The sequence below is a fragment of the Buchnera aphidicola (Mindarus abietinus) genome, from assembly GCF_964059085.1.
Classification (GTDB): Bacteria; Pseudomonadota; Gammaproteobacteria; order Enterobacterales; family Enterobacteriaceae; genus Buchnera_A; species Buchnera_A aphidicola_C.
The window spans coordinates 504,214-522,732 of sequence record NZ_OZ060398.1; the positions used below are offsets into that span (position 1 = coordinate 504,214).

Genomic DNA, 18,519 nt, shown 5'->3' on the forward strand with positions numbered 1-18,519 from the left:
TTTATAAAAATTATAATTATACTTTGAATGGATTTCTTAAAACAATTGTGTCATTTCTAGAAGGACCAGTAGAGATAATATCTATAGGAATTCCAACTAATTCTTGTATTCTATTAATATATCTTTGTGCTAAAATAGGTAAAGAATCAAAACTTGTTATACCTGCTGTCGATGTATTCCAACCAGGCAAAATTTCATAAACAGGAATTATATTCTCTAATGTATTATATAGAAAAAGAAAACTATTTTTTTTAACAGAAGAATTAACATTAGAAATTTTATAGTCTACGCAAATTTTAATTTCTTGTAGTTCATCTAAAACGTCTAATTTTGTCAAACATAACGCTGTTAATGAATTAATTTTTATAGCTTTTTTTAATAAGACAATATCTAACCAACCTGTTCTTCTTCTTCTTCCTGTAGTTGAACCAGATTCATTTCCTTTGATAAAAAAATAATTATCGATTTCATCAAAGACTTCTGTTAAAAAAGGACCTAAACCAACTCTGGTCATATAAACTTTACTAACTCCTAAAATATAATCTAAAGCTTTAGGACCAATACCTGTGCCTGTGCAAACTCCTCCAACCGTACTATTTGAAGATGTTACATATGGATATGTTCCGTGATCTATATCTAATAATGTTCCTTGTGCACCTTCAAATATTATAGAATTTTTATTTTCTATAGCTTTATAAAGAATTTTTGGAACATCTTTAACCATTGAAAGTATTAAATCTGCTGATTCAGCTAATTCATTAAAAGTAGTTTTATAATCAATAGGTTTTTCTTTATAAAAATTAACTAATTGATAATTATAATAATTTAATGCTCTTTTAATTTTTATTTTTAATACATGTAAATTATTTAAATCGTAAACTTTTATGCCCATACGTGATACTTTGTCTTCATAAGCAGGGCCAATACCTTTTCCTGTTGTTCCAATTGCAGATGAATTTAATTTTTTTTCACGTGCTAAATCCATAGCTATATGATAATTAAGTATTAATGATGCATATGGAGAAATATATACTCTATCTCTAGGAAATATATTATTTTTTTCTAACATTTTTATTTCTTTTATTAATGAAACAAGTGATATCACCGTTCCATTTCCTATTATAGAAATAACATTTTTATGTATAATTCCAGAAGGTATCTGATGTAATATTATTTTTTTTTTATTTACTATTAAAGTATGTCCTGCATTATTCCCTCCCTGATACCGAACGACAAAATCTACGTTTTTAGTTAAAAAATCAACAATTTTCCCTTTTCCTTCATCTCCCCACTGTGTTCCTAAAATTACTATTGTTTTATTCATAAATTCTCTCATATAAAATACACATATTTTATATAAAAACTATGTACTTTAAATTTTATTATTAAAAAAAATTTTTCTAAATTTTATTTATTAATTTTTTTTAAAATATTTCGTATATTTTTAAAAAAATTATTTTCCGTACTAATAATTATAACATTTTTAGTATTTTTAATACTATTTTCATAGGCTTTTAAACTACGAATAAAAGCATAAAAATTTACATCTTGACTAAAAATTTTAAAAAATAGTTTTTCTGATTTTAATTCTGCATTTTTTTTAATAAAAAGTGCTTTTCTTTTAGCATTAGAAATAGTAGTTTTCGATAAAAAATTAGCTAATAATTTAATTTTTTTTGATTCTCTTTTTCCTTTTAATCTTTTATTTATTGCTATTTTTTGTTCTTTTTTAAAAAATAAGTCATACATTAAAACAAAAGAACTTTTGGGAAATTCTATTTTTTTTACATAAATATCAATAATTTTTATTCCTAACTGATTAATGCTTTTATCTATTATTTTTGTTTTAAAAAAAACATTCAGATTGCTATTTCTTTTCCCATTGCTTAAATAGCGATTAAAATTAAGTTTTTTATTAATATTTTTATTAAATTTAAAATTTTTCCCTAAAATTCTAGGTAAATTAGAATTAATATTTTTAATACTTAATAAATTTATTTCAGAACATAATTTATCTTTAATTTTTCTTTTTAAAAAATTTTCTATCTGAAATTTATTTCTATCTCTTGTAGAAAAATAATATCTGCTAAAATTATCTATTTTCCATTTTATAGAAGAACTAAGTAAAATTTCTTTTTTTTCTTTGGTAAAAAAATGATCTTGATAATTATTTAATGTTTGAATACGAGAATCTAAAATTTGAACAGATTCTAAAAATGGAATTATAGCGTGTAAACCGGGTTTATAAATTATTGGTTTATTAAAGTCATTTCTTATTATTTTTCCATACCGAAAAATTATTCCTCTTTCTCCTTCATGTATAATAAAGAAAGAAAAAGAAAAAAAAATTAAAAAGAAAGAAAATAAAAAAAATAACATTTTATATATTCTCATTATTTTTCTCTTAAATTTTAAAAAATATTTTTTCGTAAAGAATTTATTCTGCGTTGTTCTAATATATTATTTTTTAATATATATAGATTCTTACTACTTCCTCTTATTTTTTTTTTTATATTTGAAGAAAAAAATTTATTTTTGAATGATCTAATTTTTTTATTTTTTCTTATTTTTTCAAAAAAATTATTATTAATTGAGTATAAATTATCTAAAGATAAAAAAAAATTATCACTTTTTTTATCTATAAATATTTTTTTTGAGTGAGAAAATATTTTTTCTATAAATTTACTATACAAATGAATTTGTACCATTTCTTTTGACTTTTTATAAATTAAAAAAATTTTAGAAAAATAATTTATTTCTTCTTTAACTTGTAAAAAAATTTTTTTCTTATATTCTTTTGCTTGTTCTAAAATTTTTTTTTCATTGATACTGCTGTTAAACTGTTTTTGTATAAAGTATTTCTTTGCCTGATTAATATCTTCTTGTTTTTCTTTCTCCGCAGTAAATACTTTTGATATAATGTTTCTTATTTCATAAGGAGATGAAATAATCCAAAAATTTATATTTAGTATTTTAATTCCTAACTTTTGATTTTTAGTTATTTTTCTAATTTTATTTTTTATTTTCTTATCTATTAATGTTTTTTTTTTAAATAAAATCTGGTAAGTACTACAATTTCTCATTGTATCGAATAACACACTATTTGCAACTTGTTTAAAAGTACTATCAGGTGAAACAACAGAAAATAAATAATTTTTAGGATTAACAATTTTATATTGTACGTTAATTTTTACATTTAATACATTTTCATCCGTAGTAGAAACTAATCCTGTAGAAGAAAATGTTTTTATTTCTTTAATATTAACTGGAAAAATATTACCAATAAATTTTGGGATCCAATTTAGACCAGGTTTAGCAATATAGGTAAATTTTCCAAAATTTGTCACCACACCTCTTTCAGATTCTGAAATAATATAAAAACTAGATACAATCCAAAAAAGAACAAGAAAAATTAAAAAAAAAGATAAAAAATTATTATTTTTATTAGTAATTTTATATGAATTTAAATCTAAAGTAGATTTTTTTTTCACAAATTTATTCTTGAAAAAAAAATTAAAAAAGTTATTTTTTTTTTCAAAAATATAATTTTGACTATTTTTTTTATCTTTTTTCTCAACTAACAGATCCTTATTAAAAATTTTGTTAATTGGCTGTTTCCAGACCATATTCATACTCCATTAAAATTATCAAATTATTTTGATAATATTAAAAAATAATGTTATTAACATTAATTAATATTACATTTATTTACTGAAAATAATAATTTTCATTAAAAGAATTTAACTTAAAATATGAGAATATTAACTTTTTAAAATTAATAATTTTTAACGTAAAAAAACGTCTAAAATTTTATTAATTGATAAATTTTCATCAAAATTATCAATCCAGTATAAATTTTTCCATTTTTTTAACCAAGTAATCTGGTGCTTTGCTAATTGTAATGTTGCTAAAATTATTTTTTTTTTCATTTCTTTATAAGTAATTTTCCCTTCTATATAATCCCACATTTGAGAATATCCTATACGTCGAATAGCCGGAGAGTTTTTATTTAAATTTGTTCTTAAAAATAAATTTCTAACCTCTTTTTCAAATCCTACATCGATCATATGCTTTAAACGAAGTTCAATTCTTGTTCTTAATTCTTTTTTTTCAGAAAGAAAAATAGAAAACTGTATAACTTCATATGGAAAATTTGAAATAGTAGACTTTTGTAACTCGGAAATTTTCTTTCCAGTTAACAGAAAAACTTCTAATCCCCTTAATATTCGTTGTTTATCATTTGGATGTAAACGAATAGATAAATCAGGATCTACCAATTTTAAAAAATTATGTAAGTATTTATGACCAAAACATTCCGATTTTTTCAATAAAAAATTTCTTATTTCATTATTTGATGAAGGTAGAACTGCTATTCCATTACTTAATACTTTAAAATATAACATTGTTCCCCCAACTAAAACAGGAACTTTTCCAGCTGCTAAGATTTCTTTTATTTTTTTTAAAGCATCGTTTCTAAATTCACCTGCTGAATAATATTCGTTAGGATCTTTTATATCTATTAAGTGATGTTGGACCTGAGACAATTCTTTTGTGTTTGGTTTTGCCGTTCCGATATTCATTTCTCTATAAATTAATCCAGAATCTACACTAATAATTTCCATTGGAAAATACTTTGATAATTTAATAGCTAATTTAGTTTTACCTGAACAAGTTGGTCCCATTAAAAAAATTAACGTAGGTTGTTTAAAACACTTATTATTAATTTTCATTTTCAAAAATAGACAAAGCTGTTTTTATATTAATATTTTGTAAAAATTTTTCAGAAGAAATATTCGAAATGATTAAATTATTCTTCTCTATTTTTTGTAAAATACTATACATTTTTTCTTTCCCCCAGCATTTAACTTCTAATTTTATTAAAAATACAAAATAATTAATTATTTTAATATCTGTAATATTCTTTTTTCTTTCTAAAAATAAAAAAAAACTAATTATTAAATTCAATAAATTAGCATCTTGTAACAATTTAGGAACAGATTGTACTTCAATAAAATTGGAATGTATTGAATAACTAAACCCTAATTTAAAAAGTAATTTTTGATAATTTATAATTAATTTTTTTATTTTTATAAGAAAAAATATTTTTTTAGGAAACTTTAAAAAAAATTTCTTAAAATCATAAAAATTTCCATGAATTATCTTTTTTTTAATTATCATTGATTGGATATTTGGTAAAGAAACTAAAAAAAAATTTTCATTTTTTTCAATAAGAACATAATACTCTTTAATAAATGCTATTACTTTTCCAAAAGAAAATATCATTTTTTTTCTAGTTTTTTTTTCTTGGAAAGAAGATAAACAAAAATTTTTATAGTCAATAAATTTTTTTGTATTCGTATATTCCTTATTTTTAATAATTTTTTTATATATAAATCTTTCTTCAACTATATTTTTTTTATTTACCTTTGAAAAATAAAAAAAATTATTGCTTTGTTTTTTTAGAAAAAAAAACATGGAATTATAAAAAAAATCATAAATTTTAAATGAATTATTAAATAAAACTTCATTTTTAGTAGGATGATAATTTACATCAACTAAATTACTAGGTATCTGTAAATATAAAATGTAGGAAATATGTAAAAAATTACATCCTGTAATTTTTTTGATAATCTTTTTTAATAAAGCAGTTATTTTTTGAGAATCTATGAAACGTTCATTAACATATAAAAATCGATTTTTTTTACCGTACTGTATGTTTTTACATGTAGGGTTCTGAATCCAACCAAATAATTTGTTTCTTTTCTCTTGAAATTCAATTTTTAATAAACTTTTAAAAAAAACTCTTCCTAAAACGGATTTTATTCTTTCTTCTTTAGTATTTTTTTTATTGTTAACTAAGTATTCTTTTATTAATTTTTTATTATGCTTTAATATAAAAGTAGTGTTACTTTGAGACAAAGCTATAATATTTACTATTTTTAAAATTTTTAAAAATTCTGTTTTTTCTTTCTTTAAAAAATTTCTTCGAACAGGAAAATTATAAAAAAGATCAAATATTGTTACAGTTGTACCTACTGAATGCGATAAAGGTTGCATTAAAAAACTACTTTTTTTATTTGCATCCAAGTATATTTTCCAACCCTCTTTCTGAACATTAGTTCTAGAAATTAGTTCTAAGCGAGATACCAGGGACATATTAAATAATGCTTCACCCCTAAATCCAAAAGTACTAACATTATATAAATCATCCAAAGAAATAATTTTGCTAGTTGAATATGAAGAAATAGCATTAATTAAATCTTTTTTATGAATACCAAATCCATTATCAATTACACTAATTGAACTTATTCCTCCTTTTTTTATTTCAATAAAAATTTGATCTGCTTTTGCATCTAAACTATTTTCTAATAATTCTTTAACTATAGAAGCGGGTTCTCTTATTATTTCACCTACTGCTATTTGATTTATTACTTTTGAAGATAATTTTTGAATAGACATATACATAACTCTACTATTTAAATAAAAAAGAATTTAAATTTTCATAATTAAAAGAATTTAAATTTTTTAAATTTATAAAGATTATTATCTTTGAATAATTTTTATTTCTAAAAAAGTTATCGTTAATAATATTTGCAATATTAACCAAATTAATTTTTTTATATAAAAAATCTCTATAAATTTTATTTAAAAAAATAGTTTAAATTTATTAATTAATTTTTAACTAATTTTTTTATCTTTGATATTGTGTATATTATATAAAATAACTATTTTTCTAATTTTAATTAATATAAGTTTATTAAACAACATCTAAAAAATTAAGATTAAAAATTAATTGTTTAGATTTAAATTTTAAGTAAATTTTTTTTTTATTTTCTTATTGTTATTAATATGAATTTAAAATTTTTAAAATTTATTTGAGTAAAAGTATTATTTTTTTTAGAAATAAAATATTTTTTTAAAATAAAAAAAATTATAAAAATAGATCTTATTTTTTTATAGAATATAAAAAAAATAATTTTTTTTTATTATTTAATTAAAATAACTATATTCGCTAATCGCTTATAAATTTAAAAAATTTTCTTTTCAAAAGCTATAAATATTAATTTTAAAAAAAATTTTAAATTTAATTAATTTTATTAACTTTATAACAAGCATTAAACTTATCAAGTTATAAAAAAATAACTCTGTTATTTGACTGAATATTTTAAACATTTTTGATATCTTATAGATTTTTTTAAAAATAAAAAAAAAATCATATAAATTTAAAAAATAAATAATATATTTAAACTTTTTAAATTATCTATTTAGATGCTTAAAAAGTATTTCCTTGATAAATAAAGAATTTTTTATTTATCTCTTCTTTTAAAAAGATTAAAAAATTTTATTAATCCTAATGTTGAAGAATCAAGAGAATTTTTTATTTTTATTTTTTTTAATTGTTTTAATATTTTTTTTGAAGACTCTTTTCCTAATTCTACTCCCCACTGATCAAAACTAAAAATATTTAATATAACTCCTTGAACAAATATCTTATGTTCATATAAAGCAATTAAACTTCCTAATGTAGAAGGAGTAATTTTTTTTATTAAAATAGAATTTGTCGGTCTATTTCCTATACAAGTTTTAAACATATGAAAAGAGTCATTTTTACTATTCTCTTTTTTTATAAAATCATTACTATTTCCAAAAGCCAAAGCATATGTTTGACCTAAAAAATGAGATACTAATTTTATATGATGATCATTAATAGAATTATGACTTATTGCAGGAATAATAAAATCACAAGGAATAAATCTAGTTCCTTGATGTATTAATTGATAAAAGGAATGCTGACCGTTCGTTCCTGATTCACCCCAAACAATAGGTCCTGTTTTCCATTTTACAGAAAAACCATTTCTATCTACAGATTTCCCATTAGACTCCATGTTTCCTTGTTGAAAATATAATGAAAATTTATGCATATACTGATCATAAGGGAGAATAGCTTCTGTTTCTGCATGAAAAAAATTATTATACCAAATTCCTATAAGTGCTAATAATAATGGAATATTTTTATTAAATTTTGTTTTTAAAAAATGTTGATCCATGTCATAAGCTCCTTTTAATAAATTAACAAAATTTTTATATCCTATAGATAACATTATAGGTAAACCTACCGAAGACCATAATGAATATCTTCCTCCAACCCAATCCCAAACTGGAAATATATTATTTTCATGAATTCCAAAATTAATTGCTAATTGAATATTCATAGAAATTGCAATAAAATGTTTTTGAAAATCTATTTCTTTTTTTGTATAAACTGTAAACCATTGTTTAATAGTATTTGCATTAGTCATAGTTTCTTGAGTAAGAAAAGTTTTAGAAGAGATTATAAATAAAGTTTTCTCTAAATTAATCTTTTTAAAAATTTCAGTAACATGTGTTCCGTCTATATTAGATAAAAAATGAATATTCAATTTGTTTTTATAAGGTTTTAATGCTTCTGTAACCATTTCCGGGCCTAAATGAGATCCTCCTATACCAATATTTACAACATCAGCAATGGATTTTCCGGTATAGCCTTTCCATTCTCCAGAAATAATTTTTTCTGAAAATATTTTCATTTTTTTTAAATTTTTATTTATATCTAACATAATATTTTTTTGATTAACATAAATAGGTTTATTAGAAAAATTTCTTAAGGCGGTATGCAAAACTGCTCTATTTTCTGTTGAATTTATTATCTTTCCTATAAACATTTCCTTAATCGCATCTTTTAAAAAAGTTTCTTTTGCTAAATTTAGCAATAATTTTATTGTATTTTTTGTAACTAAATTTTTTGAAAAATCAACAATTATTTTATTATTAAATATAGCAGAAAAATTTTTAAATCGATTAGGATCAGCAAAAAACAACTCTTTAATATGAATTTTTTTTATATTTTTTAAATGTTCTTCTAATTTTTTCCAAGATTTAGTTTCAAGTGGATTAATATTTTTCATAAAATTAATTTATCCTTATAATCAAATTTTTTTATTTAAAAATTTTAATTTTAAAAATTCCTATTATTTTAATAACTTAGAATTTTCCTTTTAAAAATATTAACATTTAACAAAAAAAAATGAACTAAAAATAAATATATATTATTAAAAAACAAATTGATTTAAAATTTAAAAAAAAAATGTTACTTTTATAAAAAAAATTTTTATATAGAAAATGAAAATAAATAAAACTCATTTAATTTGGATTGATTTAGAAATGACCGGTCTAAATCCAAAAAAAAATAAAATTATAGAAATTGCAACTTTAGTAACTGATAAAAACTTAAAGATTTTATCAGAAGGTCCTGTGATACCGATTTATCAACCTCAAAAAGAAATATCTTTAATGAATAGTTGGAACAAAAATGTTCATACTAATAATGGTTTAATTAAGCGTGTTCAAAAAAGTTGTTTTAATGAAAAAAAAGCAGAAAAAGAAACGATAAAGTTCTTAAAAAAATGGGTTCCTAAAAATACTTCCCCAATTTGTGGAAACAGTATTGGACAAGATAGAAGATTTTTATATGAATATATGCCAAAATTAGAAAAATTTTTTCATTATAGATGTATAGATGTTAGTACAATTAGAGAATTAGTTGCTCGATGGAAACCTTCTATACTTATAAAAAAAATAAAAATGGAAAAACAACATATAGCCTTACAAGATATTTATTTATCAATAAATGAACTTTTTTATTATCGGAAAAAATTTATTCGAATTTAAAATAAATTATATTGCTTTTTCTAAAAAAAAAAATTATGATTATCTTAAATTAAAAATAATTTATTATTTAAAATAAATAAAAAAGTATTTTTTAAATTCAATTAGCGGGAATAGCTCAGCGGTAGAGCATAACCTTGCCAAGGTTGGGGTCACGAGTTCAAATCTCGTTTCCCGCTCCAAAAAAATAAATATAATTTATTTTTTTTATTAAAAAATTAAATTTTAATATTTAAAATTACTTAATATTTTCAACCTTTCACATAAATAAAAAAAAATTTTTTATACGTTAAAAATCATTTATTTAACTATCTAGTTACCATAAAAATATATAAATACTTTTTTAAAAAAGTATTTATATACTAATAAAAAAAAAGATAAAAAATAAAAAATAAATTATTTTAATTTCTGGTCTACTTATTTTTAAATTTTTAAAAATATATAATATAAAAATATCTTGAAAATTTTACGAGTAAATTATTCCGCCTAGTAATAATAAACCAATTTATGAAAAAATATAAAATTTTTTTCTGAAAAATTATCAGTTTTAACTAAACTTTAAAAAAATATATATTTTTTTAAATAAAAAATAAATTTCTCTAAAAAAAAAATTATTTTTTTTATAAATTTAATTAAAAAAATACTTTGATATAAAAAATTATATTTCTTGCTTAAGATAAATAAAAAAATGAGCTTATTAATAGTTTAATTTTTTCTCTTTTTAAAAATCTTGAAAAATAAAAAATCTAAAAAATAATTTTTTACTATTTTTAAAAAATATAGGTATAAAATTTAAAAAAAATTATTTTTATAAATAAAATTTCCAAAAAATTTTATTATAAAAAAATATCTTAAACTATTAATATAAAAAAATTATTTAAAATATATCTATGTAACAAAAAATATTATTTTTTTAAAAAATAAACATATAAAAATATTTATTTTTTTAATTTCCTGAATAATTAAATCTTTTTTTAAATTTTTCAATTCGACCGCCAGTATTAATTGTTCTTTGTTTTCCTGTATAAAACGGATGACATTCTGAACATATATCCAATTGAATATTATTTTTTATTGTTGAAAAAAAAATATGAATTTTATTACAAGAACATACAGCTTGTATTTGATGATAGTTAGGATGAATTTTCTTTTTCATGTTAGAATTATAAACTAATGTAATAATTGTATATAATTATTATGAATAATTTTCTTTTTTCTAGCAAACTATTTTAATAAAAAAAATTTAAATAATGTATTTATTGCTTCTATTTAATTTGAATATTCATTCAATATAATTAAATCATTATTTCATATTTTAAAAATAAAAAAATTAAAAAATTTTATTTAAATAAAAAATTATATATTTTATTTTAAAAAAAAATATTCAATAAAAATTTATATAGAAAAACCAGAATTATTCAAAAATTAACTTGTTATCATAAACTATGTTAAAATCAAATAAACAATATTTAAAAAAAATCAATTAAAAAAAAATACATTTAATAACATTTAATTTATTAAAAAATAAAAAAATAAATTTCTTTATAATAAAGATTTTTATTTTTTATAAAGGACTGATCTGTGACTACAATATTAAGTATTAGAGTTAAAAATCAAGTTGTTATTGGTGGGGATGGGCAAGCAACATTAGGCAATACAATTATGAAAAGTAATGTTAAAAAAGTAAGAGGCCTTTATAAAGAAAAAATTATCGCTGGATTTGCTGGAAGCACAGCAGATGCTTTTACATTATTTGAATTATTTGAAAAAAAATTATCTATGTATCAAGGACAATTACAAAGAGCAGCCATTGAACTTGCTAAGGATTGGAGAACCGATCGAATTCTAAGAAAATTAGAAGCGTTACTTGCAGTTGCAAATGAAGAATGTTCATTAATTATTAGTGGAAATGGAGATGTTATTCAACCTGAAGATGACTTAATTGCAATTGGTTCTGGAGGGCCTTATGCTCAAGCAGCAGCTAAAGCCTTAATAGAAAATACTAGTCTTAACGCGGAAGAAATTGTTAGAAAATCATTAAATATTGCTGCTAATATATGCATTTATACTAATCATACTTTCACCATAAAAACTTTACATTCAAAAAAAGTAGGATCCTCTATATGTCAGAAATGACTCCACTAGAAATTGTTCTAGAATTAAACAAATTTATTATTGGGCAAAAAAAAGCAAAACGAGCCGTAGCTATCGCTCTTCGAAACCGATGGAGAAGAATGCAATTAAATCATGAATTACGTCATGAGATCACTCCAAAAAATATTTTAATGATAGGGCCTACTGGTGTAGGAAAAACTGAAATTGCTAGAAGATTAGCTAAATTAGCTAATGCACCTTTTATAAAAGTAGAGGCAACAAAATTTACTGAAGTCGGTTACGTTGGAAAAGAAGTTGATTCCATTATCCGTGACTTAACCGATACTGCTATTAAATTAATTAAAACAAAAGTTATTGAAATTAATAAAGAAAAAGTAAAAGAAAGAGCTGAAGCAAGAATTTTAGAAGTATTAGTTCCAACACCCAAAAGCAATTGGGAAAAACCAGGAGATACTCTTCGACCTACAGCTACAATTGAACTTTTTAGGAAAAGACTTCAAGAAGGAAAATTAGATGAAAAAGAAATAGAAATTAATATTTCAAATACTCCTATTGGAGTTGAAATTATGGCACCACCTGGAATGGAAGAGTTAACTAGTCAACTACAATCTCTCTTTCATAATATTAGTGGAAAAAAAATAAGTACTAAAAAATTAAAAATCAAAGATGCTCTCAAATTACTAACAGAAGAAGAAGCTACAAAATTAGTTAACCCAGAAGAAATCAAAAAAGAAGCTATTAATTCAGTAGAACAAAATGGGATTGTTTTTATTGATGAAATAGATAAAATTTGCAAACGAAATAATGCAGCTGGTTTGGATATTTCTAGAGAAGGAGTCCAAAGAGATTTATTACCGTTAGTTGAAGGATGTACAGTGTCAACTAAATATGGAATGGTTAAAACTGACCATATTTTATTTATAGCTTCTGGCGCTTTTCAAACATGTACCCCTTCGGATCTTATTCCAGAATTACAAGGTCGTTTGCCAATTCGAGTAGAGCTAAACGCTTTAACTATAGATGATTTTGAAAATATCTTAACAAAACCTAAAGCATCTATTACTATGCAATACACTGCTTTAATGAAGACAGAAGGTGTAAACGTAACTTTTACTAAAGAAGGGATTAAAAAAATAGCAGAAGCTGCATGGAAGGTTAATGAATCTATGGAGAACATTGGAGCTCGTAGATTACATACTGTTATGGAACGATTAATGGAAGAAATTTCTTTTTTTGCCAATGAAAAGAATGGAGAATCAATTATTATCGACGTTAATTACGTTAGTAAACATCTAGATAAACTGATAGGAAATGAAGATCTTAGTAGATTTATTTTATAAAAAATTAAAAAAATAATTTTTATTAATTTATTTAATTAAAAATAAAATTTTATATTTTTTATATAAATCCATCTTTTTTATTCAATTAAGATGGATTTTTTAATAAAATCTAAATAAAAATTATTCTTTATTTTTCATATCTATTGATATTCTTTTTATTTGATACTTTTTATAAAAAAACTAATTTATATGTTATAATTAAACTGTTAAAAACATTAAAAAAATTTATTTTTTTAAAAAAAAAATAATAAAAAAATTTTCATATTATTTTAGGCAAATCAAATGACAGAATGGATCAAAGCAAAAATTTTAAAAATAAAAAAATGGAATCATAATTTATTTAGCATAATACTAAAAGCTTCTATATCTCCATTTATACCTGGACAATATACTAAACTACTTTTAAATAAAGACGATCGAATTCAACGTGCTTATTCTTATGTAAACTCTTCAAGTAATTCTAATCTAGAGTTTTATATTGTTTTAGTACCAAACGGAAAAATGACATCTTTCTTGTATAATTTAAAAGTTAATGAAGAAATTAGTATTTCAAAAAAATCTTTTGGTTTTTTTACTACAAGAGAAATTCCTAAAAAAGATATCCTTTGGATGTTTGCAACTGGTACAGCAATTGGACCTTATTTGTCCATACTACAAGAAAAAAAAGAAGTATTTCAATTTAAAAAAATTGTTTTAATTTATGCTGTTCGCTACTATGAAGATTTAAATTACCTATATTTAATAAAAAAAATTCAAAGAAAATATGAAAATAAATTTCATTTTATTTCAATTACAAGCCGAAAAAAAAACACTAATTCATTATTTGGTAGAATCCCTCAATTAATAGAAAATAAATTAATAGAAAAAAGAATAGGATTAAATATTACAAAAGAAACTTCTCATATAATGTTATGTGGAAATCCGGAAATGGTTAAAGAAACTATTCTTTTACTTCAAAAAACAAGAAATATGAAAAAACATTTAAGAAGAAAACCAGGAGAAATTACTTCAGAAAATTATTGGTAATTATACATATATTAAAAAAAAATTTTAAAATTTACTTACTTATTTAAATCAAATGCAATAACATCTTGAATTTTTTTTTGTTTTAATGCTAACATAATTAATCTATCAATTCCCAGAGCCATTCCTGAACATTTAGGAAATTTTCCTTTTTCTAAAGCATTCAAAAAATCTAAATCTAGAATAGACTTTGGTAAACCTAACTCTATTCTTTTTTTATTATCTATTTGAAATCTTTTTTTTTGTTCTTTCGCATCAGTTAACTCATAAAAACCGTTTCCTAACTCTATTCCTTTAAAAAAGAATTCAAATCTATCTGCTACTCTATTATCATTAATATTAATTGCGGATAAAGCAGCTTGAGCACGAGGAAAATGATAAATGCAAATTGGGTATTTTTTTCCTATTTTTGGTTCTATCCTTTTCATAAACAATATTTCTAATAAATTATTAATGTTTTTTGTTAAAATAATTAAATTAGTAATACCTAATTTTTTAGCTATATTTTTTAATGTTTTTATTGAAACCGAAAGAGGATCTATTTTAAAGTATTTTAAAAATATATTTTGATAAGAAATAACATCTACTTTTTTACATTTAAAAATTAACTTTAATAATTTTATAACTTCTAAAATTAAATCATGCATTAGATATCCTGGTTGATACCATTCAAGCATTGTAAACTCAGGATTATGAAAATTTCCTATTTCTTCATTTCTAAAACTATGACTAATTTGATAAATAGGTCCACTACCAGCAGCTAATAATCTTTTCATATAGTATTCTGGACTAGTGCTTAACCATAAGTCGTATTTCTTTTCCTTATTAGGTAAAAAATAAGTAGAAACAAATTGAGAAAGATTAGGATCTGTAACAGGATATTTATTTAAAATAGGTGTTTCTACTTCTAAAACAGATAATTTTGAAAAAAAATTTCGAATTTTAGAAATAATCAAAGATCGTTTTATTAAAATATCAATTGAAGTATTTGGGAACCATTGAATTTTCTTTTTCATAATTATTAAATAAAAACACCTTTTTGTATATTAAAAAAATTTTATAAAAATATAGACCTAAAATATACAGAACATAATAAAAATTATGTTCTGTACGTATTTATTGTAAATAAATTATTTTTAAATTAAATAAAAATTTATTTCATAAAAAATAAGTATTTTATTGTTGGATTTTCGTAAGGAGAAATTGTTAAAAATGCACGAACTCCATAAGAAGTATAATCCTTATCAGAAGTTTCAGAATCTTTTAATTTTACTTGGGATATACTCGTTGCTAATAAAGTATACTTTCCATCTCCTAAACTATTAAGTTTATAACTTAACTTGCTAGAAGTAGGTAAAAATTTAGAAAAATCTGATTCTAATGTTTGTAAATCATCAAGAGATTTTTTAAAAACAGAAGGTTGTACATAACTAGATATTAATTGTCTATCTGAAAGATTAGGTACTTTCTTTTTAAGATTATTTAATAGCTCTTCAGGAGAATTTCCATTAATTTCTTTTCCATCCACAGTTATTGATACATTCTTATCAAGATTTTTTACAAAATTATTATTTAATTGAGTTGTATTCTTTAAATGAATAAATGATTTTTGAAAAGGATTGCTAGGAAAAGGATCTTTTTTTGATGGAATTTCTTTAGATAAACTTTGCCAAATAGGATTATCGAAATCTTCATCTTGCATATTTGTTACATCAAACTCATCATTTTCATCAATAAAAAAACTAAAACCTTGAGGAAAAATATTTGTATTTTTTGGAAAGTATGTTATTTGACTAACATTCGTACCTGAGTTACTAAATTTATCTTGGCGTATTTCATTAATTTCTTTAGAAAATTTTAAGTCAGAATTTAAAATTTTTTTATCTGAAGCGGGCGTAATATTTTTACTTTGGTTAATATCGAAAAGGTTTGTTTTATTAATAACCATTATAGATGACATAGTTTTTACATCCTTTCTTTACTTTCGATTAATTCTCTTTTACTCGCATTTTTTTTCTTAGTCAAGATCTCAATAACAGATATTTTAAATAATTTTAAATTTATATATTTTATTTTAAATATTTCTCAAAAAGAATATTTTTTTTAGTTTTTACTAGGAAATAAACAATATTTATGTTATAAATAAAGTTCATTTATCTAAAATTTTTTAATAACTAAAAATATGGTCTATATAGAAAATAATTCTAATGAAAAATGTTTAAAATTTATAAAAGAAAAATGGAAATTAAAACATAATCCTGCATCTTTAATAAAATTAATAATTAATCCTTTAAGAATAGAACTAAAACATAGATATTTTTCTAATTTAGGGACTATATGTGTAGATTTTAATAAGAAGAGTATTTCTTATAGAGCTAATTTAGCCACAAGAAATAGTGAGGCCATAGCAAAAGCAGTAGGTCTTAAAAAAAATTATTTTCCTTTTATAATAGATGCTACTGCTGGATTGGGACAAGATGCATTTATACTCTCTAAATTAGGGTGTAAAGTTCATATGTTTGAGCGAAATCCAATAGTTGCATTATTATTGTTCGACGGATTAAAAAGGGCTTACAATAATTTAAAATTTGGATCATGGTTAAAAAAAAGATTATTTTTTTCTTATAGTTCTAGTTTTAGAATGAAAAAAATTTTATTAAAACGTCCAGATGTTATTTATTTAGATCCTATGTTTGCTATAAAAAAAAAAGCTTTATCTAAAAAAGAAATGAACCTATTAAAATTTTTTGTAGGAAAAGATTCAGATGCTATAGATTTATTAAACTTTTCATTTTCTTATGCAAAACATAGAATTGTAATAAAACGACCTCGTTCACTGCCACCTTTTTTTTCTAAAAAAGTTATTAATTCTATAATTACTAATAAATATCGATTTGATATTTATCCTCCTCAAAAAAGTATTTAAAAACTTAAAAAAATTCTTACAAATAAATTCATTTTCTTTAAATATTTAATTTTTTAAAATTTATTTATAAATATTCTACAATAATATATTTTCAAAAAATTTATTTTTTATAATTTTAATACTTTTTTAACTTAAAAGACAAATATATGCCTATAAGTAATAAGTTTAAGACAAATATAGAGACACCTATCCAACATCCAAATAACCAGAATAATCCTCCTATTGTTCCTAAAATACTTGCTCCAAAATAATAACTAATCAAATACATTGAAGATGCTTGTCCCTTAGCTTCTTTGACACGATATCCTATTGAACTACTTGCTATCGAATGTGCAGAAAAAAAACTACCTGAAAATAGGGTTAATCCTAAAAAAATACTTAAATAATTATTAAATTGAGTAACAATTAATCCTATTATCATAATAAAGAAAGAAAAAATTAATATTGTACTTCGATTATATCGATTTATTAAAGTACCTGCTTTTGGGGAAGTATAGACTCCTGTCAAGTAAACTACTGAAAGTAAACTAATTAAATTAGGATCTAGAAAAAACGGAGATACCATCAATCGATAACCTATATAGTTAAACAATGTTATAAAACTTCCCATCAAAATAAATCCGATTATAAATAAAATTATTAAAGCTCTATCTTTTAGATGAAATAAAAAGCTATTTATAAAAGATATATAATTTAACGAAACTGATTTAAAATTTTTTGATTTAGGTAGCATTAAAAGAAAAATTATTGTTGAAATTAAAGAAAAAAAACCAATAATTAAAAATACTATTCTCCAAGAAAAGTAATTTCCTATTATTGCACTTAAAAATCTACCAATAAAACCTCCAAAAGTATTTCCACTGATATATAATCCTATAGAAAAAGATAAATCATTTGGATAGATTTCCTCACTAAGATAACTCATACCTACCGCTGTAACACCACTTAAAGCTAATCCTATCAACAATCGCATAATGATTATTTCATGCCAATTATTTACTGCGGAGCATAAAATAGTTAATATAGCTGATATTAATAATGAAATCGACATGACTTTTTTTCTTCCAAAAAAATCTGAAAAAGATCCGGTAAATAACATTCCAATTGCCATTGTTATTGTAGTAGCTGAAAGCGAAATACTACTTTGTGATGGAGTTAAATGAAACTCTTTAGAAAAAATCGGTAAAATAGGTTGTACGCAGTACAAAATAGAAAATGTAGAAAATCCAGCAAAAAAAAAAGATAATGCTATTTTTATAAATTTTTTAGTGTTTCTCTTTACTAATTCTTTTTTTGATGTAAGTGTTTTTTTTTCTGAAAAATTAATTATTTTATTTTTTTTAAATGTTGATTTAAAATCTATTTCTTTTTTATTTTTGATTAAATTAAACAAAATTAACTCCTAAATTA

The 18,519-nt window shown here is 21.4% G+C and carries 15 protein-coding genes and 1 tRNA gene; 6 read left to right on the forward strand and 10 right to left on the reverse strand.

Annotation, left to right across the window (positions count from 1 at the left end):
* Positions 1-16 precede the first annotated feature (16 nt).
* The 6 genes from AB4W62_RS02425 to pgi all read right to left on the reverse strand — a co-directional run bounded on the left by AB4W62_RS02425 (position 17) and on the right by pgi (position 8,945).
* Positions 17-1,324 (reverse strand): adenylosuccinate synthase, encoded by a 1,308-nt coding sequence (locus AB4W62_RS02425; RefSeq protein WP_367679890.1) that lies wholly within the window; start codon positions 1,322-1,324, stop codon positions 17-19.
* An 83-nt stretch (positions 1,325-1,407) separates the two neighbouring features.
* Positions 1,408-2,394 (reverse strand): protease modulator HflC, encoded by a 987-nt coding sequence (gene hflC / locus AB4W62_RS02430; protein WP_367679891.1) that lies wholly within the window; start codon positions 2,392-2,394, stop codon positions 1,408-1,410.
* A gap of 17 nt (positions 2,395-2,411) precedes the next feature.
* Complete coding sequence (hflK, locus tag AB4W62_RS02435) at positions 2,412-3,632, reverse strand: FtsH protease activity modulator HflK (protein ID WP_367679892.1); 1,221 nt, start codon at positions 3,630-3,632, stop codon at positions 2,412-2,414.
* A 153-nt stretch (positions 3,633-3,785) separates the two neighbouring features.
* Positions 3,786-4,730 (reverse strand): tRNA (adenosine(37)-N6)-dimethylallyltransferase MiaA, encoded by a 945-nt coding sequence (miaA, locus tag AB4W62_RS02440; protein WP_367679893.1) that lies wholly within the window; start codon positions 4,728-4,730, stop codon positions 3,786-3,788.
* Complete coding sequence (gene mutL / locus AB4W62_RS02445; protein ID WP_367679894.1) at positions 4,720-6,459, reverse strand: DNA mismatch repair endonuclease MutL; 1,740 nt, start codon at positions 6,457-6,459, stop codon at positions 4,720-4,722. The genes miaA and mutL overlap by 11 nt, the downstream gene beginning before the upstream one ends.
* An 848-nt stretch (positions 6,460-7,307) precedes the next feature.
* Entirely contained in the window at positions 7,308-8,945 is a 1,638-nt protein-coding gene (gene pgi / locus AB4W62_RS02450; protein WP_367679895.1) for a glucose-6-phosphate isomerase, read from the reverse strand.
* Between the two features lie 214 nt (positions 8,946-9,159).
* Here pgi and orn point away from each other — a divergent pair, with 214 nt between their 5' ends.
* Together orn and AB4W62_RS02460 are read left to right on the forward strand one after the other, a co-directional pair.
* Positions 9,160-9,708: an oligoribonuclease gene (gene orn, locus AB4W62_RS02455; protein WP_367679896.1), complete on the forward strand. Its 549-nt coding sequence runs from the start codon at positions 9,160-9,162 to the stop codon at positions 9,706-9,708.
* A 104-nt stretch (positions 9,709-9,812) separates the two neighbouring features.
* Positions 9,813-9,887, forward strand: a tRNA-Gly gene (locus tag AB4W62_RS02460).
* Between the two features lie 764 nt (positions 9,888-10,651).
* Here AB4W62_RS02460 and rpmE read toward each other — a convergent pair.
* Positions 10,652-10,861, reverse strand: coding sequence for a 50S ribosomal protein L31 (rpmE, locus tag AB4W62_RS02465; protein ID WP_367679897.1), 210 nt, complete (start codon positions 10,859-10,861; stop codon positions 10,652-10,654).
* A gap of 425 nt (positions 10,862-11,286) precedes the next feature.
* Here rpmE and hslV point away from each other — a divergent pair, with 425 nt between their 5' ends.
* The 3 genes from hslV (at position 11,287) to AB4W62_RS02480 (ending at position 14,186) form a co-directional block, all read left to right on the forward strand.
* The gene (gene hslV, locus AB4W62_RS02470; protein WP_367679898.1) at positions 11,287-11,841 is read left to right on the forward strand and encodes an ATP-dependent protease subunit HslV; all 555 of its coding nucleotides are present in this window, start codon (positions 11,287-11,289) and stop codon (positions 11,839-11,841) included.
* The gene (gene hslU, locus AB4W62_RS02475) at positions 11,829-13,160 is read left to right on the forward strand and encodes an HslU--HslV peptidase ATPase subunit (protein ID WP_367679899.1); all 1,332 of its coding nucleotides are present in this window, start codon (positions 11,829-11,831) and stop codon (positions 13,158-13,160) included. Before hslV ends, hslU begins: the two co-directional genes overlap by 13 nt.
* A gap of 282 nt (positions 13,161-13,442) precedes the next feature.
* Positions 13,443-14,186 (forward strand): FAD-binding oxidoreductase, encoded by a 744-nt coding sequence (locus tag AB4W62_RS02480; protein ID WP_367679900.1) that lies wholly within the window; start codon positions 13,443-13,445, stop codon positions 14,184-14,186.
* A 35-nt stretch (positions 14,187-14,221) separates the two neighbouring features.
* Here the strand turns inward: AB4W62_RS02480 and epmA are convergent, their stop codons facing one another.
* Positions 14,222-15,199, reverse strand: a complete 978-nt coding sequence (gene epmA / locus AB4W62_RS02485) for an elongation factor P--(R)-beta-lysine ligase (protein WP_367679901.1) — start codon at positions 15,197-15,199, stop codon at positions 14,222-14,224.
* A 137-nt stretch (positions 15,200-15,336) separates the two neighbouring features.
* Positions 15,337-16,143: a hypothetical protein gene (locus AB4W62_RS02490; protein ID WP_367679902.1), complete on the reverse strand. Its 807-nt coding sequence runs from the start codon at positions 16,141-16,143 to the stop codon at positions 15,337-15,339.
* Between the two features lie 222 nt (positions 16,144-16,365).
* On the opposite strand from AB4W62_RS02490, the gene AB4W62_RS02495 reads away from it, so the two are divergent.
* A complete protein-coding gene (locus AB4W62_RS02495; protein ID WP_367679903.1) occupies positions 16,366-17,109 on the forward strand; it encodes a class I SAM-dependent methyltransferase in 744 nt (247 codons plus the stop codon).
* Between the two features lie 115 nt (positions 17,110-17,224).
* On the opposite strand, the gene AB4W62_RS02500 is transcribed toward AB4W62_RS02495, so the two are convergent.
* Positions 17,225-18,502 (reverse strand): MFS transporter, encoded by a 1,278-nt coding sequence (locus AB4W62_RS02500; protein ID WP_367679904.1) that lies wholly within the window; start codon positions 18,500-18,502, stop codon positions 17,225-17,227.
* Positions 18,503-18,519: the final 17 nt, after the last annotated feature.

Coding starts and splice junctions, on each gene's coding strand:
- AB4W62_RS02425 (WP_367679890.1), bottom strand. CDS start 1,324: ATGAATAAAACAATAGTAATTTTAGGAACACAGTGGGGAGATGAAGGA.
- hflC (WP_367679891.1), bottom strand. CDS start 2,394: ATGAGAATATATAAAATGTTATTTTTTTTATTTTCTTTCTTTTTAATT.
- hflK (WP_367679892.1), bottom strand. CDS start 3,632: ATGAATATGGTCTGGAAACAGCCAATTAACAAAATTTTTAATAAGGAT.
- miaA (WP_367679893.1), bottom strand. CDS start 4,730: ATGAAAATTAATAATAAGTGTTTTAAACAACCTACGTTAATTTTTTTA.
- mutL (WP_367679894.1), bottom strand. CDS start 6,459: ATGTCTATTCAAAAATTATCTTCAAAAGTAATAAATCAAATAGCAGTA.
- pgi (WP_367679895.1), bottom strand. CDS start 8,945: ATGAAAAATATTAATCCACTTGAAACTAAATCTTGGAAAAAATTAGAA.
- orn (WP_367679896.1), top strand. CDS start 9,160: ATGAAAATAAATAAAACTCATTTAATTTGGATTGATTTAGAAATGACC.
- rpmE (WP_367679897.1), bottom strand. CDS start 10,861: ATGAAAAAGAAAATTCATCCTAACTATCATCAAATACAAGCTGTATGT.
- hslU (WP_367679899.1), top strand. CDS start 11,829: ATGTCAGAAATGACTCCACTAGAAATTGTTCTAGAATTAAACAAATTT.
- AB4W62_RS02480 (WP_367679900.1), top strand. CDS start 13,443: ATGACAGAATGGATCAAAGCAAAAATTTTAAAAATAAAAAAATGGAAT.
- epmA (WP_367679901.1), bottom strand. CDS start 15,199: ATGAAAAAGAAAATTCAATGGTTCCCAAATACTTCAATTGATATTTTA.
- AB4W62_RS02490 (WP_367679902.1), bottom strand. CDS start 16,143: ATGTCATCTATAATGGTTATTAATAAAACAAACCTTTTCGATATTAAC.
- AB4W62_RS02495 (WP_367679903.1), top strand. CDS start 16,366: ATGGTCTATATAGAAAATAATTCTAATGAAAAATGTTTAAAATTTATA.